Origin of the sequence: Leisingera caerulea DSM 24564, from assembly GCF_000473325.1 — a bacterium.
Taxonomy (GTDB): Bacteria; Pseudomonadota; Alphaproteobacteria; order Rhodobacterales; family Rhodobacteraceae; genus Leisingera; species Leisingera caerulea.
Map to the genome: position 1 here is coordinate 395,905 of NZ_KI421514.1, position 23,581 is coordinate 419,485.

A 23,581-nucleotide genomic window follows, 5' to 3' on the forward strand; every position below is an offset into this window, starting at 1 on the left:
TTCAACCTCCTTTCCTGTTTCGGCCCATTGTATCCCTGACGCTGCGGCACTGCCTTGATCCGGCGCAAGCGGGGCGCTTGCGCAAAGGAAATTCTGACGCCAGTCTGGCCCTCAGCCGCCCGGAGGGACCTGACGTGACACCCGAACTGCAACGCCTGAACAAACTGTTTGCCGCGCGCCACAGCTGCCGGGCCTTCCGCCCGGAGCCGGTGCCGCGCGCGGTGATAGATGACATCCTGCGGACCGCGCAAAAGGTGCCCTCATGGTGCAATGCGCAGCCCTGGAAGGTGACGATCTGCAGCGGCGCTGAAGCGGAGCGCGTGCGGGCCGCCCTTCTGAAGGCGGCCGAGGACGGCGGGCACAGCCCGGACCTGCCCTTTCCCGATGGCTACTCGGATGAGTATCAGCAGCGCCGCCGCGACTGCGGCTGGGCGCTGTATGAGGCTGTCGGCGTGCAGAAAGGCGACCGTGCGGGCTCGGCCCGGCAGATGATGGAAAATTACCGGCTGTTCGGCGCACCCCATTGCGCGATCCTGTCCTCTCCGGCGGAGCTGGGATCCTACGGCGCGATGGATTGCGGCGGCTTTGTTGCGGCCTTCACGCTGGCGGCCCAAGCCGCCGGGGTTGCCAGTATCCCGCAGGCGGCGGTTGCCTCCTTTGCACCGCTGCTGCATGAACTGCTGGACATACCGGACGACCGGATCATCCTCTGCGCCATCTCCTTTGGTTACGGCGACGGAGACCACCCGGCCAACAGCTTCCGCACCAGCCGGGCGGCGCTGGAGGAATTTGCGGACTGGCGCGGCTGAGGCAGGACAAGGACAAACACAGATGCGGGCATTGATTCAGCGGGTCAGCGAGGCCTCGGTCACGGTGGATGGCGAAACCCTTGGCGAAATCGGCCCCGGACTGCTGATCCTGGTCTGTGCCATGCAGGGCGACAGCGAAGCCCAGGCGGATCAGCTGGCCGCCAAGATCTCCAAGCTCAGGATCTTCAAGGATGAGGGCGGCAAGATGAACCTCTCGGTGCTGGACACCGGCGGCAGCGCCCTGGTGGTCAGCCAGTTCACCCTGGCCGCAGACACCCGCCGCGGCAACCGGCCCGGGTTTTCGGCAGCCGCATCCCCGGCAGAGGGCGAGCGGCTGTATGACTATTTTGCGGGCCAGCTGTCGCGGCTCGGTTTGGAAACAGCCAAGGGGCGCTTTGGCGCCGACATGAAAGTGCGGCTGCTGAACGACGGCCCGGTGACCATCTGGATGGATACGGAACAGGCCTGATCCGGCCATCGCGCCCCAGTGGCCCCAGCGGCCCCACCCGCCGGAAACGCGCTGTCAGCCGGCCCTGCCGGCGGCAGCGACGACGTTTTCAGGCCAGAAAGCATCGATTCTATCCCTGTTACCGCCAGCATTGCACCTCGAACCGGCCAAATCATAAAAAAACCGTCATTCCTGCGCACAAAAATTTCTTGTCGCATTCCAGATGTTTTTTTGATTTACACCCGGCATGGCAGCGAAAAACGGCACCTTACTTGAAAAAGGCGACTTCCCTTCAGCAGCCCTTGCCGGCGTGTGCGCGGCCTTACCAAGCGTTTCACGAATAACGCTTGCGAGGTGGCAGCAAATGCGCAAATCTTGAACCACCAATCAAAAAACGGGTGCTTACGGCACCGCAACCAATCGGGAGAGACCTATGAACAGACACATGCAGTACCTGGCCAGCCAGGCTGTGGCAGGCAAGCTGTCGCGCCGCGACTTCCTGGGCAAGGCCGCAGCACTGGGCTTTACCGCTGTATCCGCCAACCTGCTGCTGTCCAGCGCCGCCAAGGCGGCTGGCCCGCAGAAAGGCGGCACCATCCGCCTTGGCCTGCAGGGCGGCTCCACCACCGACAGCCTTGATCCTGCTCTGGTCACCAACACCGTCGGCCTGATGGTCACCCGCCTGTGGGGTGAAACCCTGGTCGAGCTGGCCGAGGACGGCGGCATCGAAGGCAAGCTGGCCGAAAGCTATGAAGCCTCGGCTGACGCCAAGACCTGGACCTTCAAGCTGCGCCCCGGCGTGACCTACTCGAACGGCCAGAACGTGACCGCCGAGGACGTGGTCAAGACCATGGAGCGCCACAGCGGCGAGGACACCAAGTCCGGCGCCCTGGGCATCATGCGCGGCATCAAGGACGTGCGCGCGGACGGCGACAGCGTTGTCTTCGAACTGGACAGCCCGAACGCCGACTTGCCTTATCTGCTGGCCGACTACCACCTGATCATCCAGCCGAACGGCGGCAATGACGATCCGGCAGCGGCCATCGGCACCGGCCCCTACATCATGAAATCCTCCGACATGGGCGTGCGCTTCGTGGCCGAGAAGAACCCGAACTACTGGGGCGATCTGGGCAATGCGGACACCGTGGAGATCATCGTCATCAACGACGACACCGCCCGCGTCGCAGCGCTGCAGTCCGGCCAGGTGGATGTGATCGACCGGGTGCCGCCGCGCACCGCGAAACTGGTGGACCGCGCGCCGAACATCACCGTGCACTCGACCTCTGCGGCCGGCCACTATGTGTTCATCATGCACTGCAACACCGCGCCGTTTGACAACAACGACGTGCGGATGGCTCTGAAGTACGGCATCAACCGCCAGGAAATGGTCGACAAGATCCTGAACGGCTATGGCACCGTGGGCAACGACACCCCGATCAACGCCTCCTATCCGATGTACACCGAGCTGGAACAGCGCCAGTTCGACCCGGACAAGGCGATGCACCACATGAAGAAGGCTGGCCACGACGGCGCCATCCTGCTGCGCACTTCGGACAACTCCTTCCCCGGCGCGCCGGATGCCTCCGCCCTGTTCCAGCAGTCGCTCAACAGCGCGGGCATCAAGCTGGACGTCAAGCGCGAGCCGAACGATGGCTACTGGTCGGAAGTCTGGAACAACAAACCGTTCTGCACCAGCTACTGGGGCGGCCGTCCGACTCAGGACCAGATGTTCACCACAGCCTATCTGTCCACCGCGGACTGGAACGACACCCGCTTCAACAACGAGCAGTTCGACCAGATGCTGGTTGCCGCACGCGGCGAGCTGGACGTTGCAAAGCGGACGCAGATGTATGCTGACATGTCGATGATCCTGCGCGACGAAGGCGGCCTGATCTGCCCGATGTTCAACGACTTCGTCGAAGCGACCACCGACAAGGTCGACGGCTTTGTCGAAGGCATCCCGGGCCAGGTTCTGATGAACGGCTACGCCGCCAGCAAACTGTGGGTCAAAGCCTAAATGTCCCCGGTATTGAAACTTTTGGTTCAGCGCATTGCGCTGAGCCTCCTCCTCCTTTTGCTTATCTCGATGGTGATTTTCGCGGGCACGATGGTGCTGCCCGGCGATGTTGCCCAATCGATTCTGGGCCAGTCGGCGACTCCGGAAGCACTTGCCAACCTGCGGGCTGAGCTTGGGGTCAACGATCCGCCTGTGCAGCGCTATTTCGCCTGGCTGTTCGGCGCCATCCAAGGCGACCTGGGCACCGCGCTCACCAGCGGCCAGGATATTTCCGAGGCCCTCGCCAGCCGTTTCTGGAATACCCTGTTCCTGGCCTTCTGGGCAGCCGTCGTTGCTGTGCCCCTGGCCATTTTCCTTGGCCTGCTTGCTGTCCGCTTCAAGGACCGCTGGCCCGACAAGCTGATCTCCGGCGTCACCCTCGCCTCGATCTCCATTCCCGAATTCCTGATCGGCTACGTGCTGATGTACGTCATTGCGGTGCAGCTGCGCTGGTTCCCCTCTGTGGCGATGGTCAACGACAACATGAGCCTGTTTGAAAAGCTCAACGCCATCGCTCTGCCGATTGCCGTGCTGACCCTGGTGGTGCTGGCGCACATGATGCGGATGACCCGCGCGGCGATCCTGAACGTGATGCAATCGGCCTACATCGAAACCGCCGAGCTGAAGGGCCTCAACGCCTTTCAGGTGATCTACCGGCATGCCTTCCCGAACGCCATTGCCCCCATCGTCAACGTGGTGATGCTGAACCTCGCCTATCTGGTGGTGGGCGTCGTGGTGATCGAGGTGGTCTTTGTCTATCCCGGCATGGGCCAGTATCTGGTGGACCACGTGTCCAAGCGCGATGTGCCTGTTGTGCAGGCCTGCGGACTGATCTTTGCGGCCGTCTATATCGGCCTCAACATGATCGCTGATATCGTCGCCATCCTGAGCAACCCGCGCCTGAGGCATCCGAAATGAAGAATATCCCCATTTCCGCACTCATCGGGCTGTTCTTTACGGCCTTGTACTTTCTCGGCGCGATTTTCGCGCCGCTGCTGGCCCCCTATGGGGTTGGCGAAGTGGTCGGCGACGTCTGGGAACCCGCCAGCTCGGAGTTCCTGCTGGGCACTGACAACATCGGACGGGACCTGCTGACCCGGATGATCTATGGCGGCCAGACCACGATCTTCATCGCCACTGCAGCAACCCTGCTGTCCTTCACCACCGGATCCATCCTGGGCTTTATCGCCGCCGAGGCCGGCGGCTGGCTGGACCAGGCAATGTCGCGCTTTGTCGACCTGATCATGTCGATCCCGACGCTGATCTTCGCCCTGGTGGTGCTGTCGGTCATGCCGGTGACCATTCCGATTCTGATCGTCGTGATGGGCCTGCTGGACTCGACCCGGGTCTACCGGCTGGCGCGCGCGGTTGCGGTCGATATCGAGGTCATGGACTACGTCGAAGCCGCGCGGCTTCGCGGCGAGAAGACCTCCTGGATCATCTTCCGCGAGATCCTGCCGAACGCGCTGTCGCCGCTGGTCGCCGAAATGGGCTTGCGGTTCATCTTTGCGGTTCTGTTTGTCTCCACCCTGTCCTTCCTGGGCCTTGGCGTTCAGCCGCCGGCGGCCGACTGGGGCGGCATCGTGAAGGAAAACAAGGACGGGATTGTCTATGGCATTCCTGCGGCCCTGATCCCTGCCTTTGCCATCGCCACCCTGGCGATCTCGGTCAACCTGGTGGCTGACTGGGTGCTGAACCGGACCACATCGCTGAAAGGAGGCCGCGGATGAGCGATACCCTGTTGAAAGTCCGCGACCTGAAAATCGGCGCAACCGTCTATCCGCCGGGGGAACGCCCCCGCGACATCGAAATCGTGCACGGGGTCAGCTTTGACCTCGCGCCCGGAAAGGTGTTGGGGCTGATCGGTGAATCCGGTGCCGGCAAATCGACCATTGGCCTCGCCTCCATGGCCTATGGCCGCGGCGGCGTGAAGATCACCGGCGGCGAGGTCTGGGTCAACGGCCGCGACATCCTGAAGTCCAAGCTTGGCGACATCCGCAAGCTGCGCGGCGGCGAGGTCACCTATGTCTCGCAATCCGCGGCGGCCTCCTTCAACCCTGCCAAGAAGATCATGGACCAGGTGGTCGAGGCCGCGGTCGAGCAGAAGAAGTTCTCCCGCAAGCAGGCCGAAGCCCGTGCCCGCGCCCTGTTCGCCAAGCTGGGCCTGCCGGATCCGGACAACATCGGCGAGCGCTACCCGCACCAGGTGTCTGGCGGCCAGCTGCAGCGCTGCATGACCGCGCTGGCGCTGTGTCCTGAGCCGGATCTGGTGGTGTTCGACGAGCCGACCACCGCCCTCGACGTGACCACCCAGATCGACGTGCTGATGGCGATCAAGGAAGCGATCCGGGATACCGGCGTTGCCGCGCTCTACATCACCCACGACCTGGCGGTTGTGGCGCAGGTAAGCGACGACATCATGGTGCTGAAGATGGGCAACACGGTTGAATACGGCCCTGTCGACCAGATCATCAACAACCCGCAGGAGGAGTATACCCAAGCGCTGGTCTCGGTCCGCTCCATCGAGCATGAGGAAAAGGCTCCCACCGAGGAGCCGGTGCTGAGCGTGCGCAACATCACCGCCCGCTACAAGGGCACCAGCTTCGACGTGCTGCACAATGTGAACGTCGACCTGTACCCCGGCCAGACGCTGGCGGTGGTGGGCGAATCCGGTTCCGGCAAATCCACCCTCGCCCGCGTGATCACCGGCCTGTTGCCGCCGCGCGAGGGCGAGATCGAGTTTGCCGGCCGCACGCTATCGCCCGATCTCAAGGGCCGCAGCCGCGAGGACCTGCGCGAGCTGCAGATGATCTATCAGATGGCGGACGTGGCGATGAACCCGCGCCAGACCGTCGGCACCATCATCGGGCGCCCGCTGGAGTTCTACTTTGGCATGCGCGGCGCGGAGAAGAAGAAGCGGATCATCGAACTGCTGGATGAGATCGAGCTGGGCGAGAAGTTCATGGACCGCTACCCGGCGGAGCTGTCGGGCGGCCAGAAGCAGCGCGTATGCATCGCCCGCTCGCTGGCGGCCAAGCCCAAGATGATCATCTGCGACGAGGTCACCTCGGCGCTGGACCCGCTGGTGGCGGACGGCATCCTGAAGCTGCTCCTGGACCTGCAGAAGATCGAGGACGTGGCGTATCTGTTCATCACCCACGACCTGGCGACCGTGCGCGCCATCTCCGACAACATCGCGGTGATGTACCAGGGCAAGGTGCAGCGCTACGGCGGCAAGTCCAAAGTGCTGAGCCCGCCGTTCGACGATTACACCGACCTCCTGCTGAGCTCCGTTCCAGAGATGAAGCTCGGCTGGCTGGAAGAGGTGATCGCCCACCGCAAGATGGAAAGCGCCGGCAACTGAGTCCACCACAAGATGCAAAGCCCCCGCCCCAATGCGGGCGGGGGCTTTTTCTTTTTATACATACATGATTTTGTGATAATTTAACGGTGCAGGGAGAGTGCGGCGACATCAGCCGCAAGCAATAATACGATCACCGCGTGCGGCTGTTTTCATGCAGGTCTAACCCGAATACTCCGGGCAGTTTTGCGTTTCAGGCAGAACAGGAGGGGATGCCATGACGGATTGGGCTATTCACGGACAGGAAATCGGAAACTGCAACTGCAACCCGGGATGCCCCTGCCAGTTTTCCCAGCTGCCCACGGACGGCACCTGCGAGGCTTTGCTGACGTACCGCATCGACAAGGGGCATTACGGCAATGTCCAGCTGGACGGCCTGTTCGCCGCAGTGATCTATAAATGGCCAGGCCCCGTGCATGAGGGCGGCGGCCAGATGCAGATGATTATCGACGAACGCGCAACAGCCGAACAACGCGCAGCACTGGAAGCGATCATGACAGGCGAAGACACAGATGAGTTCGCCACGATGTTCTCTGTGTTCAGTCTGATGAGCCCGACCAAGCACGAGACGCTGAGCGCAGCAATTTCGCTGGATTATGACGCTGAGAGCGGCACCGGCCAGGCCAAGGTGGGCGGCTATGCAGAGACCAAGGTGCAGCCGATCCCGAACATTGTTTCCGGTGACCCGCATTTCGTCAGCATTGCGCTGCCCAAAGGCTTTGAATTTTCCGAGGCCACCATGGCGTGCGGCTCCACCCAGACCCGCAATGCAGCGATCAGCCTGGAAAAGAACAGCGGAACCCACGCCCATATCGCCGAGCTGCACCTGACCGGCAAAGGCGTAGAGCGCGCGGCCTGAGGCGGTCATGCCGCAGGTCCAGCAAGACACAGGGCCGGTGGAACGGCTGGCCCGCCACGACCAGGCGGTCGTGCTGGGCGCCGCAACCATGGTTGTCGTGCTGAGCGCACTCTACACCGTGCTCGGCACCGGCATGGACATGACTGCGGCCGAGATGACCAGGATGGCCGGCCCGGTCGGCGAGCCGATGCAAATGGGAACCGGCGCTCCGTGGACCGCAGGCTACGCCGGTCTGGTCTTCCTGATGTGGTGGATCATGATGATTGCCATGATGACACCCAGCGCCGCCCCCGTCCTGCTGCTGTTCACCGCCATCAAGAAAGCGGGCGCGCGTCCTGCACAGGCGCCGCTGCTCAGCCTCTTGTTCCTGTGCGGCTACCTGCTGGCCTGGGGCGCCTTTTCAGCCGCAGCCACCGCCTTGCAGTGGGGGTTGGAAACAGTTGGGCTGTCGGATGGCCCGATGATGTCGCTCAGCAGCCGTGCCCTTGCGGGTGCGTTGCTGCTGGCGGCGGGCGCCTATCAGTTTACCCCCTGCAAGCACGCCTGCCTCTCTCACTGCCGTATGCCGGTTCATTTTTTGACCGCGCATAACCGCACAGGCTTGGCTGGTGCTGTGCTGATGGGCGCCCATCACGGCGCGTATTGCCTGGGCTGCTGCTGGGCGCTGATGCTGCTGCTGTTTGCGGGCGGTATTATGAACCTGTACTGGATCGCCGGTATTGCCCTCTATGTGCTTGCCGAGAAGCACCTGGCACGCGCCAGGCCGGTCGTTCCGGCCACCGGTATCCTGCTGATGCTTGCCGGCGGCTACCTGATGGCTACCGCTTTCTGAACCGCGGCGGCCCTGCCCGCTCACCAGAATTTGCCGCTTTCAGACCATCCATTCGCTTTTTGAATGGCGCTTCAAGAAACTGACATCAAAATGGGGCACCGAAGCCATTGCAAGGCAAGAGGGATTCGGGCCATGGACAACAAACTTCTGCTTATCATTCTGGACGGCGTGCCCTGGCGCAACTTCCGGCGCCTGTTCGGAAACCTGGAAGGCTGGGTGGACAGCGGCGATGCCCGCGTCTGGAAGCTGCGCAGCGTGCTGCCGTCGATCTCTGCCAGCTGCTATGCCTCGATCCACACTGGCGTGGCCCCCGCCATCCACGGCTGCACCGGCAACGCCAACGTGTTCCGGCTGAAAGAAAAGGACGTGTTCAGCCAGGTGCGCGAGGCGGGCGGCGTAACAGGAGCCGTGGCGCACAGCTACTGGTCCTCTTTCTTCAACCGGCATCCGTTCGACTACGTGCGCGACATCGAATATGACGAGCCCGAAAGCAAGACAATCAACCACGGCCGGTTCCACACCATGACCGGCTACGGCAAGGACAACCAGATGACCCCGTCGGATGTCGATCTGTTCGGCACCCTGACCAACCTGTGCCTGCGGTTCGGCCTGGATTACGGCATGCTGCACACCTGCACACTGGACAGCATGGGCCACCGCTATTTCCACGACTGCCAGGAAATGGACCACGCCTGCTTTGTGATGGATGAGATGCTGGCCCCTTTCATCACCCGCTGGCGCGATCTGGGCTATGAGGTGATCGTCACTGCCGACCACGGCCAGGACGAGCGCGGCCACCACGGCGGCCGCAGCCCGCTGCAGCAGGAAACTGCGCTCTACTATTTTGGCGATGCCGACGGCCCCGACCACAGCGATGTCATCGACCAGCGCCAATTGGCCCCGGCCATCCTCCAGCGGCTGGGCGCGCCCATCGCGGAAACCATGAAGGCTGAACCGTTCCTGAAGTAACGCGGTTGCGGCGGCTGTGTGCTAGACTGCCCCTCAGCCGCCGTTTCCAATTGCCAGAAAGGATTGCCCGTGAAATCCCTTGTTACCGCCCTCTGCCTGCTAGCCGGCCCGGCTCTGGCCCGCGATACCTGCCACGATCTGTGGTTCACCAGAAACGCGCTGATCGACCGGGCCGGCTATTGCTTCGGCTCGCCGCTGGGCCAGGCCGTCTTTGACAACACAGGCTGCATCGGCAAGTCCGTCTCCCTGCCGCCGCAGGACGCGCGGACAGTGGCACAGGTCAAACAGATGGAGGCACGCATCGGCTGCCGGGTGAACAACCGGCAGACCTATCTGAACCTGGACGACCTGTACCTGCGTTATCAGCTGTGGGACCTGCCGGTGCATGACGAGTTTGAAGGCGCCTGCCTGGGCTGGCTGGGCCCCGTGATGGGCCTGCGGGCCGGACACCGGCCGGACGCCCCTCTGGTCGGGCAGATCAATCCCGGCGACTACATCAAGTTCTCCCATATCCCGGTTGGCAGCTGGACCTACGTCACCACCTCCGGCCCGGACTGGCGGTTCATCAGCGGCGGCTGGCTCGATACTTCGCTGTATGAGGAACAGTGCCGGGATTTTGCCGGTTAGGCGGGACTAGTCGTCATAAGCCCAGATTCCCTGCCCCAGCGCCTCGATCGCGATCGAGATCCTCTCGAAACTGTCACGGGCGCGGCTGACGCTGTGGCGGGCGCGCAGATAGCCATGGATCAGCCCCGGCTCGTTGATCCAATGCGCTTTGCCGCCGGCAGCGGCGATGCGGTCGCGGTAGTCACGCGAGTCATCGCGGACCGGGTCGCAATCCGCCGTCACCAGCACCGTAGGCGGCAGCCCCGAAAAGTCGCTGTCTGCCAGCGGCGCGAACCGCGGATCATCCTTCGGCGCCCCGCCATCCGCGCGAATATCCATATAGTAACGCACGTCCTCGCGGGTCAGCATCGGTGCCTGGGCGTGTTCGATATAGGACCCCTGGTCCATATCACCGCCAAAGACGCCATAGATCAGCACCTGACCCAGCAACGCATCGGTCCGGCCCCGGGCGTGGTGCGCCACCGCAGCACAGATGTTTGCCCCGGCGCTGTCGCCCGCCAGCACAATCCCCTTGCCATAGGTCTTTTCCGCCCAGGTCAGCACGGTCCAGGCGTCTTCGAACCCGGCGGGATGCTTGTGCTCCGGTGCCAGACGGTAATCCACCGCCACCACCCTGTAACCAGTCTGCGCACAGATCTCGGCGCAGATATCGTCGTGGCTGTCGAGGCCGCCGACCACAAAACCGCCGCCGTGGCAGAACAGCACCGTGCGGGTGGGATCGCCCGCGGAATAGATGCGCACTGGCACGCCGCCGGCCCGGGTGTCCTTGATGGTGACGAAGTCCGGACGCGGCGCCCGGAACTCCCGGGCCATGCAGTCGTAAATGCGGCGCTGCTCGTCTATGGACATTTCCACGGCGTCATCGGGATAGAGCTCGCCGGTCTTCTGGATGAAATCCCAGGTCTCCTCGTCGATCAGCCGTTCGTAGTCCATCTGCGAGCCTCCCTGCGCGCCTCGTTTTCCCGAGCCTAGGCAGAGATTCCCGCAAATGGAATGCCTGAATGAAAAAGCGCCCCGCAGGGCGCCTTTTGCTGTTGCATCTGATGGCGGAGGTCACGCTGCCGCGGCCGGCTCCCAGGGCCGGGTGAAGCTGTTCAGAACGCCGTTGATATCCGCATCCTGGCTGCCGTTGGCGGCGACCTGCGCCACCAGCCCGCGCTTCTTGTCATCAATCACGCTGACAACCCGCGCAGCCACCCCGGCCTTTTCCAGTGCGCCATTGTAGACACGGGTGATCGCCAGCTTGCGCAGATCCGGCTTGAACACCTTGCCCACCGCAGTTTTCGGCAGCTCATCCAGCACCGTCAGATGCTTGGGGATCGCTGCGCGTTCGTGCACGTGGATCTTGCAGTATTCCAGCAGCTCCTGCTCGCTGACAGAGGCCCCGTCCACCAGCTCGACAAAGGCGCAGGGCAATTCACCGGAATGGGCGTCCGGCTGGCCGATGGCCCCGGCAAAGGCCACGGCCTCATGCCCCAGCAGCGCCTCTTCGATTTCCGCCGGGTCGATGTTGTGGCCGCCGCGGATGATCAGGTCCTTGGCGCGGCCGGTGATCCACAGGTAGCCATCCTCGTCGATACGGCCCAGATCGCCGGTGCGCAGGAATTTTTCCTGATAGTAGAGATCCACGTTCTTTTCGGCCTCGGTATAGGTGTTGCCGGCAAAAACCCCGGGATTGGACACGCAGATCTCGCCCACCTCGTCCACACCGCATTCCAGCGGGCCGCCGTTGGTCTGCTTGACGATCCGAACGTCCGTATACGGGAACGGAATGCCGACAGAGCCGACCTTCTTCTCGCCGCCGGGCGGGTTGCAGGACACCAGACAGGTGGCCTCAGTCAGGCCGTAGCCCTCGACAATGGTCACACCAGAGGCGTTTTCGAAACGCTTGAACAGCTCCATCGGCATCGGGGCGGAGCCGGAAAACGCCGTCTTGACGGTCGAGATATCGGCATCCACCGGCCGCTGCATCAGCGCCGACACCGCGGTGGGCACGGTGATGACAAAGGTGATCTTCCAGCGCTCGATCAGCTTCCAGAAATTGTCGAAAACCCCCTCGCCGCGGTAGCCCTGCGGGGTCGGGAACACCACATGCGCGCCAGAGGCCACCGCCGCCATCATGATCACATGCACCGCAAAGACATGGAACAGCGGCAGCGGGCAGATGATGTTGTCTTCCTCGGTGAACAGCAGGGTGCTGCCCAGCCAGCCGTTGTAGACCAGGCCCGAGTATTTGTGCTGCGCCACCTTGGGCATGCCCGTGGTGCCGCCGGTGTGGAAATAGCAGGCCACCCGGTCGCCGGCGCTGTCAGCAAAGCTCAGCGTCTTGGGATGCTTCGCCATTTCCTTGGCAAAGCTCATGTAGTCGGCGTGGGCAGCCTTGGCCTGGTTATCCAACTTGGGCCGCACCAGCGGCACGATCCAGGACTTGGGCGGCGTCAAGTAGCGGTTCAGGTCCACCTCCAGCACCGTGTTCACTCCGGGCGCATGGCGCACCGCCTCGGCCACTTTCTGCGCCACGTCGGTCTTGGGGAAAGGCCGCAGGGTCACCACCACCTTGGCCTTGGTCTCGCGCAGGATCGAGGCGATCTGCTCCGGCTCCAGCAGCGGGTTGATCGGGTTCACGATCCCCGCCACCGCGCCGCCCAGCATGGTCACCAGCGTCTCGTTGCAGTTGGGCAGCACATAGGCGACCACGTCCTTCTCGCCGATCCCCAGCGCGCGGAACATGTTGGCCGCCTGGCTCACCTGCTCCTTCAGCGTGCGCCAGGTCAGCGTTTCCGCCTTGTCCGCAGGGCCAGAGAAGATCTGATAGCTGACCGCATTGCTGTCCGGAAATTTATCCGCCGTGCGCGACAGCAGCCCATACAGCGTGGCTGGCAGATCCCGCGCCTCATACGGCATTTCGTTCTGCAGCGCGTTACGGTCCGTAATCCCGCAAAAACCCATTCGTCTCCTCCCCGTGCCCCCGGTGTTTCGGGGTGTGTTCTCGTTCGCCTCAGACTATTGCAAACACGCATTTGCGCAAGCTCCGGCACGGGGTCACGTCAAGGCAGGTTGCGGCATGACGTGACGCCAATTCCACCAAGAATTGACCTTTTGCCGCAAAAAACGCCCCGGACAAGGTCCGGGGCGCCTGGAATCATGCAAATGCGTGCGGTTACTCCGCGGCCAAACCTTCGGTGAACTGCAGCTTGGCAAGGCGCGCATAAAGACCGCCCTGCGCCACCAGCTCATCATGGCTGCCGGTGGCGACGATGCGCCCCTGGTCCATCACAACGATGCGGTCAGCCTTTTTCACGGTGGCCAGACGGTGCGCCACAATCAGCGTGGTGCGGCCCTGGCTCAGCTCATCCACCGCGGCCTGCACCAGCCGTTCGCTTTCCGCATCCAGCGCCGAGGTCGCCTCGTCCAGCAGCAGCACCGGCGCGTCGCGCAGGATCGCACGGGCGATGGCGATCCGCTGCTTCTGCCCGCCCGACAGCATCACCCCGCGCTCGCCGACAAAGCTGTCGTAGCCGTCCGGCAGCTTGGAAATGAATTCATGCGCCGCAGCGGCTTTGGCGGCAGCTTCCACTTCCGCATCGGACGCATCGGGGCGGCCAAACCGGATGTTCTCGCGGGCCGAGGCGGCAAAGATCACCGGATCCTGCGGCACCAAGGCGATATGGCGGCGGAACTCGTCCCGCTGCAGGTGCTTCAGCGCAATGCCGTCCAGCTTCACCGCGCCCAGATTGGGGTCATAAAAGCGCTGCAGCAGCTGGATGATGGTGGTCTTGCCAGCACCGGACGGACCGACAAAGGCGACCGTCTCACCCGGCTTCACAGCCAGCGACACCTCCTCCAGCGCCGAGACGTCCGGGCGCGACGGATAGCGGAAGGAGACATTCTCAAACGCAATTTCGCCCCTGACCGGCGCGGGCAGCACCTGCGCCGCTGCCGGGTCCAGCACGGTATCCTGGGCGTTCAGCAGCTCCACCAGCCGCTCAGTCGCGCCGGCAGCGCGCTGCAGTTCGCTCCAGATTTCCGACAGCGCGGCGACAGAGCCCGCCACCAGCACCGCGTAGATCACAAACTGGATCAGCGTGCCCTCGGACATCACGCCGGCGCGCACATCATTGGCCCCCATCCACAGCACGCCGACAATGCCTGAGAACACCAGGAAGATCACGATCACCGTCAGATAAGCCCGGGTCCGGATCCGGCGGCGCGAGACGTCATAGGCGGTCTCGGTCATCTCACCGAACTTCAGGCGGCTGGCGCTTTCATGGGTAAAGGCCTGCACCGTCTGCACCGCCCCCAGCGCCTCCCCCGCGTTGCCGGAGGACGCGGCGATCCAATCCTGGTTCTCCTTGCTGATCGCGCGCAGCCGGCGGCCCAGGAACAGGATCGGCACGATCACCGCAGGCACGATCAGCAGCACCATCATCGTGAGCTTCGCGGAGGTCAGCAGCATCAGCACCATGCCGCCCAGGAAAATCAGCAGGTTGCGCAGCGCAATCGACACCGACGAGCCCAGCACCGACTGGATCAGCGTGGTGTCGGTGGTGATCCGGCTCAGCACCTCGCCGGTCATGATGCGCTCATAGAATTCCGGGCTCATGCCGATCACCCGGTCAAACACCGCCTTGCGGATATCCGCCACCACGCGCTCGCCCAGCCGCGTCACCAGCGCATACCGCACCCCGGTGCCAACAGCCAGCAGCGCTGCAATCCCCAGCGCAGCACCGAAATAGAGGTTCAGCAGCTCGGAATCGGAGACCCGGAAATTGTCCACCACCCGGCGCACCGCCAAGGGCAGCGTCAGCGACAGCGCCGCCGTCAGCACCAGCGCGCAGGTGGCTGCAAACATCAGCCGCCGGTAAGGGCGCATAAACGGCCACAGCGCCGAGAGCACGCCAATTTTCCGGGACTTCTCCCGCTCCTGTTCCGCGTTCGGGGCCGCTTGTCTCCGCGCCATTCCGGATCCTTCTGCACTTTTGGTCTTGCGGGCCCAAAACCCGCGCATTTGCCAAGGTTCATGGCCCCGCAGGCCCCGCGCGTCAAGCGCAGAGCAGTTTCAAACTGTGTATGAGAATGGCGCCAGCCCGCGTCACACTGTATCAGCGGATCAGCGCGGCGCTGCGGCAGGCGGTGCGGGAAAGGTCTGGAGCGGGTAGCGGGAATCGAACCCGCACCTTAAGCTTGGAAGGCTCTTATGATACCATTTCACCATACCCGCTCAGGACATCTGCTGATTTAGGTGAAGCGCCGGGGAAGGTCAACCACCTTGAATTGCTTTCTCCTGGGGCGGCCGGAAAATTATCTGCAGCCCTTGCGGAACGCCCCCCAAGACCCCCAAATAACAGGATAATCCGCTGCCCGGCAGCCCCTCAACAATCCGGACGCACGCTGTGACCCAAAGCCCGCGAACCGCCATCATCACCGCCCACGGACAGCCCTCCGCGCCCGCGCCGGCCGAAGCGGAACTGGCAAAACTCGCAGCGGATGTTGCCGCATACCTGCCGGAGTGGGATGTGCGTTCCGCCACGCTCGCAACGCCAGGGCGGCTGGAGGAAATGACGGAGGACGGCGCCGTGGTCTACCCGTTTTTCATGTCCCAGGGCTATTTCACGGCCAGGGTGCTGCCGGAGCGCCTGAAAGGGATCAAGTGCCATATCGTGGCGCCCTTCGGCCTTGATGCCGCCTTGCCGCCGCTGGCGGCCCGGGCGATTCAGCAGGCAGCACTGGCACAAGGGTGGGATCTAGGCGGCCTCCACCTGCTGCTGGCCGCCCACGGCTCTGCCCGCGGACTTAAGGCAGCCGAGGCCGCCGAAGCCTTTGCCGCCAGACTGCGCCCGATGCTGCCCGGCTGCACGGTCACCCCCGGCTACGTCGAACAGGACCCGCGTGTTGAAACCGCGGCGGCTTCCCTGCCCGCCCGCGCCCTCTGCCTGCCGTTCTTCGCCCAGGCCGGCGACCACGTGAAAGAAGACATTCCCGAAGCGCTGGAGACAGCGCAGTTCGGCGGCCCCGTGCTGCCGGTCACAGGCGCGCTGCCGGGTGTCCCCGGGCTGATCGCCAAGGCCATCCGCAGCGCGGCCTCAGACCGCGAACCCTGACGCAACTCGGGCCCGGCGGGATTCTACCCAACAGGAAAGAAAAACAATTTTAGGCCGGGGCAAGGACAAAACGCCTCTTGCACCGGCGCCGGGCATGTGATTAATCACGCCTTACACCACGGATGGCGAGTTGGCGGAGTGGTGACGCAGCGGATTGCAAATCCGTGTACACCGGTTCGATTCCGGTACTCGCCTCCACACTCGTTCACTAACATCCGTGAGTTCCGCAAGCGCTGCCGCCACACAGGCCGCACGCGTTTTGCGCCGCACCGAACACCCCGGCGGCACGGCGGCCGCCAAGAGCGCTCTGATGAAGATGCCCTCTACAACTACCCTTTCAGCCGGAACCGCTGGATCTTGCCCGTCTCCGTCTTAGGCAGCGCTTCTGTGAACACCACCGAACGCGGATATTTGTATGGCGCGATCTCCGCCTTCACGTGGTCCTGCAACTGCTTGACCAGATCCTCCGACGGCACATGCCCTGCGGCCAGCACCACATGCGCCTGCACGATCTCGCCGCGGGCCTCGTCCGGGGCACCGACCACGGCGCATTCCGCCACCGCCGCATGCGCCAAGAGCGCTGCCTCCACCTCAGGGCCGGCGATGTTGTAGCCGGAAGAGACGATCATGTCGTCGTTGCGGGCAGCGAAGCGCAAATAGCCGTCCGCGTCCTGGATGAAGCTGTCACCGGTGATGTTCCAGCCGTTCACCACGTAATCCCCCTGCCGGTCATCCGCCAGATAGCGGCAGCCGGTCGGGCCCTTCACCGCCAGCCGCCCGGCCTCGCCGCGCGGGGCTTCGTTGCCGTCTGCGTCCAGCACCCTTACCCGGTAGCCGCCCACCGGTTTGCCGGTGCAGGCGGGCCGGTGGTCGCTGAAGCGGTTGGTGATGAAGATATGCAGCAGTTCGGTTGCGCCGATCCCGTCCAGCATCGGCTTGCCGGTTTTCTCCATCCACTCCTGATAGACCGGCGCGGGCAAGGTTTCGCCCGCCGAAACCGCCGCCCGCAGCGAGGACAGATCCGCCCCCTCCTCCATCGCCCGCAGCATCACCCGGTAGGCGGTCGGCGCGGTAAAGCAGACCGTTGCCTTGTATTTCTCGATGATCTCGATCAGGTTCGGCGGCGAGGCATTCTCCAGAAGCGTCGCCGCCGCGCCGAACCGCAGGGGGAAGATCGCCAGCCCGCCCAGGCCGAATGTGAAGGCCAGGGGCGGTGAGCCGACAAACACGTCCTCCGGCTGCACATCCAGCACTTCGCGGGCATAGCCATCGGCGATGATCAGCAGGTCGCGGTGGAAATGCATCGTTGCCTTGGGCGACCCTGTGGTGCCGGAGGTGAAGCCCAGCAGCGCTACGTCATCCCGGCCGGTTCTCACCGCCTCATAGGTCACCGGCCTCTCCAGCGCCAGCCGGTCCAGTTCCGCATCGTGGTTGGAGGTGCCGTCAAACCCGACAACCGTTTTCAGGAACTTCGACTCCTTGGCGCAGGCCACCAGCTCATCCTTCAGACGGGTGTCGCACAGCGCGTGGGAGACCTCGGCCTTGTCGACGATCTTGGCCAGCTCGCCCTTCCGCAGCAGCGGCATGGTGTTGACAACCACCGCGCCCGCCTTGGTCGCCGCCAGCCAGCAGGCCACCATCGCCGGGTTGTTGGCCGAGCGGATGAGCACCCGGTTGCCGGGCTTCACGCCCAGGTCCTCGGTCAGCACATGCGCCAGCCGGTTGGTCCAGTCGGCCAGTTCCTTGTAGGTGCGGTACCGGCCGTTACCGATCAGCGCGGTGCGGTCGCCAAAGCCCTTCTCCACCATCGCATCGGTCAGCTCGACCGCCGCATTCAGGTATTCTGGATAGTCGAAGCCCTCCAGCAGGAACTCCGGCCACTGGTCGATGGGCGGCAGGTTATCCCGGGCGAATGTGTCCACATGGGCGGTTGGTCCCAGCATCTCAATTCCCTCCCTGAAAGGCACCCAGCGCCTGGCGCGCGATCACCACCCGCTGCACGTCCGAGGCCCCCTCGTAAATCCGCAAGGCCCGGATATCGCGGTAAAGCTCCTCCACCTTCTGGCCCCGGCGCACACCATCACCGCCGTGCAGCTGCACCGCCTTGTCGATGACCTGCTGCGCCTGATCGGTGGAGAATAGCTTGGCCATCGCAGCTTCCCGCGTGACCCGCGCGGCACCGGAATCCTTGGCCCAAGCGGCGCGGTAGACCAGCAGCGCGCTGGCATCCACATCCAGCGCCATGTCGGCGATATGGCCCTGCACCATTTGCAACTCGAACAGCGGCGCCCCTTGCACCGTGCGCTCGCTCACCCGCTGCAGCGCCTCGTCCAGCGCCCGGCGGGCAAAGCCCAAGGCGGCGGCGGCCACGGTGGAGCGGAACACGTCCAGCACCGACATCGCGATTTTGAAGCCCTGCCCCGGCTGCCCCAGCAGCGCCGATTTCGGGATGCGGCAGCCGGTGAACCGCAGCGTCGCCAGCGGGTGCGGCGCGATCACCTGCTGGCGCTCAACAACTTCAAAACCCGGCAGGCCTGCGGGCACGACAAACGCCGACAGCCCCCTGGCGCCCGGCGCCTCGCCGGTGCGGGCAAACAGCGTGTAAACATCGGCAATCCCGCCGTTGGAAATCCAGGTCTTCTCGCCATTCAGCACATAATGGTCGCCATCCAGCGTGGCGGACATGGTGGAGTTCGCCACATCCGACCCTGACTGCGGCTCGGTCAGGGCAAAGGCCGAAATCGCCTTGCCTGCCCGCGTCAGCGGCAGCCATTCCGCCTGCTGCTCCGGGGTGCCGAACAGCGAGATCGCGCCGGTGCCCAGCCCCTGCATGGCAAAGGCAAAATCGGCCAGCCCGTCATGGCGCGCCAGCGTCTCGCGGATCAGGCACAGGGTGCGAACGTCCAAGGTCTCCCCCGCTTCGGCGCCTGAATGCCGTGTCCAGCCCGCCTCGCCCAGGGCCGCAACCAAAGCCCGGCAAGCGGCGTCGGTATCGGAATGATCAATCCCGCCCAGATTCGCCCCGGCCCAGTTGTCCAGCTCTGCCGCCAAGGCGCGGTGGCGGTCCTCAAAAAACGGCCATTCCAAAAACGACTTGTCTGCCATCTTCACTCCTCCCCGGCCAGAGAACGGATCCGCTCCTTCATCTGGCCCTAATTATCCCCGCCGGAGGCTCCCGCACCCTCCTCCGGCGCGGGCTCCGGCGTTTTCACGGCTCAGTCGCCCTCGAACAGCGGCTTTTCCTTCTTCACAAAGGCATGATAGGCGCGCTCGAAATCCGCCGTCTGCATGCAGATCGCCTGCGCTTGAGCCTCCGCTTCAATCGCCTGTTCGATCGACATCGACCATTCCTGCGCCAGCATGGTCTTGGTCATCATGTGACCAAAGTTCGGCCCCGCCGCGATCCGCTCCGCCCAGCTCTGCGCCTCGCCCGCCAGCGCGTCCGCCGCAACCAGCTTGTTGTGAAAGCCCCAGGCGTGACCCTCCTCGGCGCTCATCGACCGCCCGGTATACAGCAGCTCCGCCGCCCGGCCCTGGCCGATAATGCGCGGCAGGATTGCACAGGCGCCCATATCGCAGCCCGCCAGCCCTACCCGGGTGAACAGGAACGCGGTCTTCGCCTCCGGCGTCGCGATCCGGATGTCGGAGGCCATGGCGATAATTGCCCCCGCACCCACGCAGATCCCGTCAATCGCCGCAATCACCGGCTTGCCGCAGTTCACCATCGCCTTGACCAGATCGCCGGTCATCCGGGTGAAGGCCAAAAGCTCCTTCATGCTCATCTTGGTCAGCGGCCCGATAATGTCATGCACATCACCGCCAGAGCAGAAGTTGCCGCCGTTGGAGGCAAAGACCACCGCCTTAACGGTATCGTCGTAATGCAGATCCCGGAACCAGTCGCGCAGCTCGGCGTAGCTGTCGAAGGTCAGCGGGTTCTTCCGCTCCGGCCGGTCCAATGAGACGGTGGCGACACCGTCTTCGATCCGGCACAGGAAGTGTTTCGGGTCCGTGTTCAGCATCTCGCCTTGCCTCCGTTTTCCAGACGCCGGGCCACCGCGTCCAGGCTTTCTGTTATTCTCTGCGCCTCATCCGCGGTCAGCCCGTCAAAGGCCGCGTTGATCCAGCCCTCATGCGCGTCCGCCTGCCGGGCAAACTCCGCCTTGCCCGCCGGGGTCAGCCGCACCAGGTTGGCGCGCCGGTCGCCTTCGACCTTCTCGCGCAGCACATGGCCGTCTTCGACCAGCCGCTCGACGATCCCTGTCACATTGCCGTTTGAGACTTTCAGGACCCCCGACAGTTCGCTCATCTTCAGGCCCTTATCGTGCTGCATCAGCGCCGCCATCACGTCGAACCGCGGCAGCGTGGTAGAGAAATCGCGCCGCAGGTTTTCCCGCACTTCGCTCTCCACCGCCTTGGTGGCTTTCAGCACCTTCAGCCACAGCCGCAGCCGGTCTTTCGAAGTTGTGCTCAAATCTCCCCTCCCGAAATCGGCAGCGCGCTGCCGTTGACCGATCCCGCGCCCTCGCTGGCCAGCCACAGCGCTGCCTCCGCCACTTCTTCCGGCTGGATAAACCGGTCCTGCGGGTTGCCCCGGCGCAGGGATTTGGCCGCCTGCTCCGCCGTCATACCGGTCTTGGCCACGATGTTGTCCAGCGATCTTTGCAGCAGCGGTGTTTCGATGAAACCCGGGCAGATCGCATTCACCGTCACCCCGGATTTCGCCAATTCCACCGCCAGCGCCCGGGTCAGGCCGACAACGCCGTGCTTGGCAGCGCAATAGCCGGAAACATAAGGATAGCCCTTCAGCCCCGCGGTGGAGGCCACGGCAATCAACCGCCCCCAGCCCTGGTCTTTCATGCCCGGCAGACAGCCCTGCCACAGATTGAAAACACCGGTCAGATTGACCGACAGCGCCGCCTCGAAATCCCCGGTGGTCATCCGCTCAAAGGGTTTGGAGGGCGCAGCACCGGCATTGGCCAGCGCGATGCTGACCGGCCCGTTAGCCTCAGCCGCCTTGGCCAAGGCGTCATCCAGCGCCGCCCGGTCCGTCACGTCGCATACGGACGGAAAGGCGCCCGTGCGGTCCGCCACCTCTTGCAACGGCTCCATGCGGCGGCCCAGGATGGTGACCCTGGCGCCGCCTGCGGCAAACCGCGCGGCAAGCTCGGCGCCGACGCCGGAGCCGCCGCCGGAAATCACCGCATGTTTGCCCGCCACGCTCATGCCCGGATCACCTCCGCCTCGCGGTCGGCCAGCCGCCACAGCTGATCGCGGCCCGCGTGATAAGGCAGCGGCCAGTCGCCATGCCGGTCACCGATCCGCGCCGCCTCGTGCAGGCTCCAATAGGGATCTGCCAGATGCGGCCGGCCGACGCAGACCAGATCCGCCCGCCCCGCCATCAGGATCGAGTTGGCATGATCCGCCTCATAGATGTTGCCCACCGCCATGGTGGCAATCCCGGCCTCGTTGCGGATGCGGTCGGAGAACGGCGTCTGGAACATCCGGCCATAAACCGGCTGCGCATCGGTCGAGGTCTGCCCGGCAGAGACGTCAATGATATCGGCACCCGCCGCGGTGAAAGCCTTGGCGATCTCCACCGCCTCCTCCGGCGTCACACCCTCGTCGCCGACCCAGTCGTTGGCGGAGATACGCACCGACATCGGTTTGTCGTCCGGCCAGACTGCGCGCATCGCCTGGAACACCTCCAGCGGGTAGCGCAGGCGGTTTTCGAGGGAGCCGCCGTACTCATCCTCCCGGATGTTCGATTTAGGCGAGATAAAGGACGAAATCAGATAGCCATGCGCCGCATGAAGTTCGATCATGTCAAACCCGGCGCGCTCTGCCATTTGCGCGGCGGCCACGAATTCCGCTTTGATCGCATCCATTTCCGCGCGTGAGATTTCCCGCGGTGCCGGGTTGTTGTCCGACCACGGGATCGCCGAGGCCGAAACCGTTTCCCAGTTCCCTTCCGGCAGCGGCGCATCCATTTCCTCCCAGCCCAGCTGGGTTGAGCCCTTGCGGCCCGAATGGCCGATCTGGCAGCAGATTTTCGCACTGGTCTCAGCGTGGACGAAATCCGTCAGCCGCTTCCACGCCGCCTCATGCTCCGGCGCGTAGAGCCCTGGGCACCCGGGCGTGATCCGCCCCTCCGCCGACACACAGGTCATCTCGGTGTAAACCAGCCCTGCCCCGCCCTTGGCGCGCTCGCCGTAATGGATCAGGTGCCAGTCCGTCGGGCTGCCATCCACCGCCTTGTACTGCGCCATCGGCGACACCACGACGCGGTTCTTCAGCTCCATCCCGCGCAAGGCATAGGGCGCAAACATCGGCGGCCGCACAGGTGCATCGGCAGGCGCGCCTGCCTTATCCTGAAACCACTTCTCGGCGCTTTCCAGCCACTCCGCATCGCGCAGGCGCAGGTTTTCATGGGAAATCCGCTGCGAGCGGGTCAGCAGCGAGTAATTGAACTGCACCGGATCCATGTCCAGATAGCGCTCGACTTCCTCGAACCACTCCAGCGAGTTGCGCGCCGCCGACTGCAGCCGCAGCACATCCAGCCGCCGCTCCTCCTGATAACGCTCAAACGCGCGCTCAAGCGTCGGCTCGGTGCTGACCAGCTCCGCCAGCGCAATTGCGCTGTCAAAGGCCAGCCGCGACCCCGACCCGATGGAAAAATGCGCAGTGGCGGAGGCATCGCCCAAAAGCACCACATTCTCGTGATACCACTTCTCGCACAGCACCCGCGGAAAGTTGATCCACACCGCTGCCCCGCGCAGATGCGCAGCGTTGGACATCAGCGCGTGCCCGTCCAGATGATCGGCAAAGATCTCCTCGCAGGTGCGGATGATTTCGTCCTTGCTCATCCCCTCAAAGCCCCAGGCCTCCCAGGTCTCGGCAGAGCATTCAACAATCACCGTAGCGGTGTCGGCGTCGAACTGATAGGCGTGAATCCACATCCAGCCGTGCTTGGTCTTCTCGAACACAAAGGTGAAGGCATCATCGAATTTCTGATGGGTGCCCAGCCAGATGAACTTGCAGGGGCGGACGTCGATTTCCGGTTTAAAGTGCTCTGCGAACTCATTGCGGACACTGGAATTCAGCCCGTCGCAGCCCACCACCAGATCGTATTCTTTCTGATACTCGGCAGCGGTTTTCGCGGCGGTTTCAAACTGCAGGTCGACGCCCAGCTCCCGCGCCCGGTCCTGCAACAGCAGCAGCATCTGCTTGCGCCCGATCCCGGCAAAACCGTGGCCGCCCGACACCGTGCGGGTCCCGTTATGGACAACTGCGATGTCGTCCCAATAGGCAAAGTTTTCCCGGATCGCCGCCGCGCTTTGAGGGTCGTTCTCGGTCAGGTTCTCCAGCGCGTCATCCGACAGCACTACACCCCAGCCGAAGGTGTCATCCGCCTTGTTGCGTTCAATCACCGTGACCTGCGCCTCCGGCTGGCGCAGCTTCATAGAGATCGCAAAGTAGAGGCCGGCAGGCCCTCCCCCCAGACAGACGACTTTCATGACCA

The 23,581-nt window shown here is 63.9% G+C and carries 20 protein-coding genes and 2 tRNA genes; 12 read left to right on the forward strand and 10 right to left on the reverse strand.

The window, feature by feature from the left end:
- The first annotated feature begins 134 nt into the window (after positions 1-134).
- From CAER_RS0126530 to CAER_RS0126575, 10 genes are all read left to right on the forward strand, one after another.
- A complete protein-coding gene (locus tag CAER_RS0126530; protein WP_051357895.1) occupies positions 135-809 on the forward strand; it encodes a nitroreductase in 675 nt (224 codons plus the stop codon).
- 22 nt (positions 810-831) lie between these two features.
- Positions 832-1,278: a D-aminoacyl-tRNA deacylase gene (gene dtd, locus CAER_RS0126535; RefSeq protein WP_027238215.1), complete on the forward strand. Its 447-nt coding sequence runs from the start codon at positions 832-834 to the stop codon at positions 1,276-1,278.
- Positions 1,279-1,690: 412 nt separating this feature from the next.
- Positions 1,691-3,274: an ABC transporter substrate-binding protein gene (locus CAER_RS0126540; protein WP_027238216.1), complete on the forward strand. Its 1,584-nt coding sequence runs from the start codon at positions 1,691-1,693 to the stop codon at positions 3,272-3,274.
- Positions 3,275-4,231: an ABC transporter permease gene (locus CAER_RS0126545; RefSeq protein ID WP_027238217.1), complete on the forward strand. Its 957-nt coding sequence runs from the start codon at positions 3,275-3,277 to the stop codon at positions 4,229-4,231. It begins immediately after the preceding gene.
- A complete protein-coding gene (locus CAER_RS0126550) occupies positions 4,228-5,043 on the forward strand; it encodes an ABC transporter permease (RefSeq protein WP_027238218.1) in 816 nt (271 codons plus the stop codon). Before CAER_RS0126545 ends, CAER_RS0126550 begins: the two co-directional genes overlap by 4 nt.
- Positions 5,040-6,677 (forward strand): ABC transporter ATP-binding protein, encoded by a 1,638-nt coding sequence (locus CAER_RS0126555; RefSeq protein WP_027238219.1) that lies wholly within the window; start codon positions 5,040-5,042, stop codon positions 6,675-6,677. Before CAER_RS0126550 ends, CAER_RS0126555 begins: the two co-directional genes overlap by 4 nt.
- 214 nt (positions 6,678-6,891) lie before the next feature.
- Positions 6,892-7,533, forward strand: a complete 642-nt coding sequence (locus tag CAER_RS0126560; protein ID WP_027238220.1) for a DUF1326 domain-containing protein — start codon at positions 6,892-6,894, stop codon at positions 7,531-7,533.
- A 7-nt stretch (positions 7,534-7,540) separates the two neighbouring features.
- Positions 7,541-8,365 (forward strand): DUF2182 domain-containing protein, encoded by an 825-nt coding sequence (locus tag CAER_RS0126565; RefSeq protein WP_027238221.1) that lies wholly within the window; start codon positions 7,541-7,543, stop codon positions 8,363-8,365.
- A 132-nt stretch (positions 8,366-8,497) separates the two neighbouring features.
- Positions 8,498-9,334 carry an alkaline phosphatase family protein gene (locus CAER_RS0126570; RefSeq protein ID WP_027238222.1) on the forward strand — a complete coding sequence of 279 codons (837 nt, stop codon included), beginning with the start codon at positions 8,498-8,500 and terminating at the stop codon, positions 9,332-9,334.
- A gap of 69 nt (positions 9,335-9,403) precedes the next feature.
- Positions 9,404-9,961: a DUF4453 domain-containing protein gene (locus CAER_RS0126575; protein ID WP_027238223.1), complete on the forward strand. Its 558-nt coding sequence runs from the start codon at positions 9,404-9,406 to the stop codon at positions 9,959-9,961.
- 6 nt (positions 9,962-9,967) lie between these two features.
- Here the strand turns inward: CAER_RS0126575 and CAER_RS0126580 are convergent, their stop codons facing one another.
- From CAER_RS0126580 to CAER_RS0126595, 4 genes are all read right to left on the reverse strand, one after another.
- Positions 9,968-10,894 carry an alpha/beta hydrolase gene (locus CAER_RS0126580; protein WP_027238224.1) on the reverse strand — a complete coding sequence of 309 codons (927 nt, stop codon included), beginning with the start codon at positions 10,892-10,894 and terminating at the stop codon, positions 9,968-9,970.
- Between the two features lie 120 nt (positions 10,895-11,014).
- Positions 11,015-12,910 carry an acyl-CoA synthetase gene (locus CAER_RS0126585; protein WP_027238225.1) on the reverse strand — a complete coding sequence of 632 codons (1,896 nt, stop codon included), beginning with the start codon at positions 12,908-12,910 and terminating at the stop codon, positions 11,015-11,017.
- A gap of 211 nt (positions 12,911-13,121) precedes the next feature.
- Entirely contained in the window at positions 13,122-14,921 is a 1,800-nt protein-coding gene (locus CAER_RS0126590; protein WP_027238226.1) for an ABC transporter transmembrane domain-containing protein, read from the reverse strand.
- Between the two features lie 187 nt (positions 14,922-15,108).
- Positions 15,109-15,182: transfer RNA gene (locus CAER_RS0126595), tRNA-Gly, on the reverse strand.
- A 172-nt stretch (positions 15,183-15,354) separates the two neighbouring features.
- On the opposite strand from CAER_RS0126595, the gene CAER_RS0126600 reads away from it, so the two are divergent.
- Positions 15,355-16,062 carry a sirohydrochlorin chelatase gene (locus CAER_RS0126600; RefSeq protein ID WP_027238227.1) on the forward strand — a complete coding sequence of 236 codons (708 nt, stop codon included), beginning with the start codon at positions 15,355-15,357 and terminating at the stop codon, positions 16,060-16,062.
- A gap of 124 nt (positions 16,063-16,186) precedes the next feature.
- Positions 16,187-16,260 (forward strand) — tRNA-Cys (locus CAER_RS0126605).
- 131 nt (positions 16,261-16,391) lie between these two features.
- Here the strand turns inward: CAER_RS0126605 and CAER_RS0126610 are convergent.
- The 6 genes from CAER_RS0126610 to CAER_RS0126635 form a co-directional block, all read right to left on the reverse strand.
- A complete protein-coding gene (locus CAER_RS0126610; protein WP_027238228.1) occupies positions 16,392-18,005 on the reverse strand; it encodes an AMP-binding protein in 1,614 nt (537 codons plus the stop codon).
- Position 18,006: 1 nt separating this feature from the next.
- The gene (locus CAER_RS0126615; RefSeq protein WP_027238229.1) at positions 18,007-19,167 is read right to left on the reverse strand and encodes an acyl-CoA dehydrogenase family protein; all 1,161 of its coding nucleotides are present in this window, start codon (positions 19,165-19,167) and stop codon (positions 18,007-18,009) included.
- Between the two features lie 110 nt (positions 19,168-19,277).
- Complete coding sequence (locus CAER_RS0126620) at positions 19,278-20,081, reverse strand: enoyl-CoA hydratase family protein (protein ID WP_027238230.1); 804 nt, start codon at positions 20,079-20,081, stop codon at positions 19,278-19,280.
- Complete coding sequence (locus tag CAER_RS0126625) at positions 20,075-20,533, reverse strand: MarR family winged helix-turn-helix transcriptional regulator (RefSeq protein WP_027238231.1); 459 nt, start codon at positions 20,531-20,533, stop codon at positions 20,075-20,077. The genes CAER_RS0126620 and CAER_RS0126625 overlap by 7 nt, the downstream gene beginning before the upstream one ends.
- On the reverse strand, positions 20,530-21,285 hold the full coding sequence (locus tag CAER_RS0126630) for an SDR family NAD(P)-dependent oxidoreductase (protein WP_027238232.1): 756 nt from the start codon (positions 21,283-21,285) through the stop codon (positions 20,530-20,532). The genes CAER_RS0126625 and CAER_RS0126630 overlap by 4 nt, the downstream gene beginning before the upstream one ends.
- Positions 21,282-23,576, reverse strand: a complete 2,295-nt coding sequence (locus tag CAER_RS0126635; protein ID WP_027238233.1) for a bifunctional salicylyl-CoA 5-hydroxylase/oxidoreductase — start codon at positions 23,574-23,576, stop codon at positions 21,282-21,284. The genes CAER_RS0126630 and CAER_RS0126635 overlap by 4 nt, the downstream gene beginning before the upstream one ends.
- Positions 23,577-23,581: the final 5 nt, after the last annotated feature.

Excerpts from the sequence above, each read along its gene's own strand:
- dtd (WP_027238215.1), top strand. The coding sequence starts at position 832 with ATGCGGGCATTGATTCAGCGGGTCAGCGAGGCCTCGGTCACGGTGGAT.
- CAER_RS0126540 (WP_027238216.1), top strand. The coding sequence starts at position 1,691 with ATGAACAGACACATGCAGTACCTGGCCAGCCAGGCTGTGGCAGGCAAG.
- CAER_RS0126545 (WP_027238217.1), top strand. The coding sequence starts at position 3,275 with ATGTCCCCGGTATTGAAACTTTTGGTTCAGCGCATTGCGCTGAGCCTC.
- CAER_RS0126550 (WP_027238218.1), top strand. The coding sequence starts at position 4,228 with ATGAAGAATATCCCCATTTCCGCACTCATCGGGCTGTTCTTTACGGCC.
- CAER_RS0126555 (WP_027238219.1), top strand. The coding sequence starts at position 5,040 with ATGAGCGATACCCTGTTGAAAGTCCGCGACCTGAAAATCGGCGCAACC.
- CAER_RS0126560 (WP_027238220.1), top strand. The coding sequence starts at position 6,892 with ATGACGGATTGGGCTATTCACGGACAGGAAATCGGAAACTGCAACTGC.
- CAER_RS0126565 (WP_027238221.1), top strand. The coding sequence starts at position 7,541 with ATGCCGCAGGTCCAGCAAGACACAGGGCCGGTGGAACGGCTGGCCCGC.
- CAER_RS0126570 (WP_027238222.1), top strand. The coding sequence starts at position 8,498 with ATGGACAACAAACTTCTGCTTATCATTCTGGACGGCGTGCCCTGGCGC.
- CAER_RS0126580 (WP_027238224.1), bottom strand. The coding sequence starts at position 10,894 with ATGGACTACGAACGGCTGATCGACGAGGAGACCTGGGATTTCATCCAG.
- CAER_RS0126585 (WP_027238225.1), bottom strand. The coding sequence starts at position 12,910 with ATGGGTTTTTGCGGGATTACGGACCGTAACGCGCTGCAGAACGAAATG.
- CAER_RS0126590 (WP_027238226.1), bottom strand. The coding sequence starts at position 14,921 with ATGGCGCGGAGACAAGCGGCCCCGAACGCGGAACAGGAGCGGGAGAAG.
- CAER_RS0126610 (WP_027238228.1), bottom strand. The coding sequence starts at position 18,005 with ATGCTGGGACCAACCGCCCATGTGGACACATTCGCCCGGGATAACCTG.
- CAER_RS0126615 (WP_027238229.1), bottom strand. The coding sequence starts at position 19,167 with ATGGCAGACAAGTCGTTTTTGGAATGGCCGTTTTTTGAGGACCGCCAC.
- CAER_RS0126620 (WP_027238230.1), bottom strand. The coding sequence starts at position 20,081 with ATGCTGAACACGGACCCGAAACACTTCCTGTGCCGGATCGAAGACGGT.
- CAER_RS0126630 (WP_027238232.1), bottom strand. The coding sequence starts at position 21,285 with ATGAGCGTGGCGGGCAAACATGCGGTGATTTCCGGCGGCGGCTCCGGC.
- CAER_RS0126635 (WP_027238233.1), bottom strand. The coding sequence starts at position 23,576 with ATGAAAGTCGTCTGTCTGGGGGGAGGGCCTGCCGGCCTCTACTTTGCG.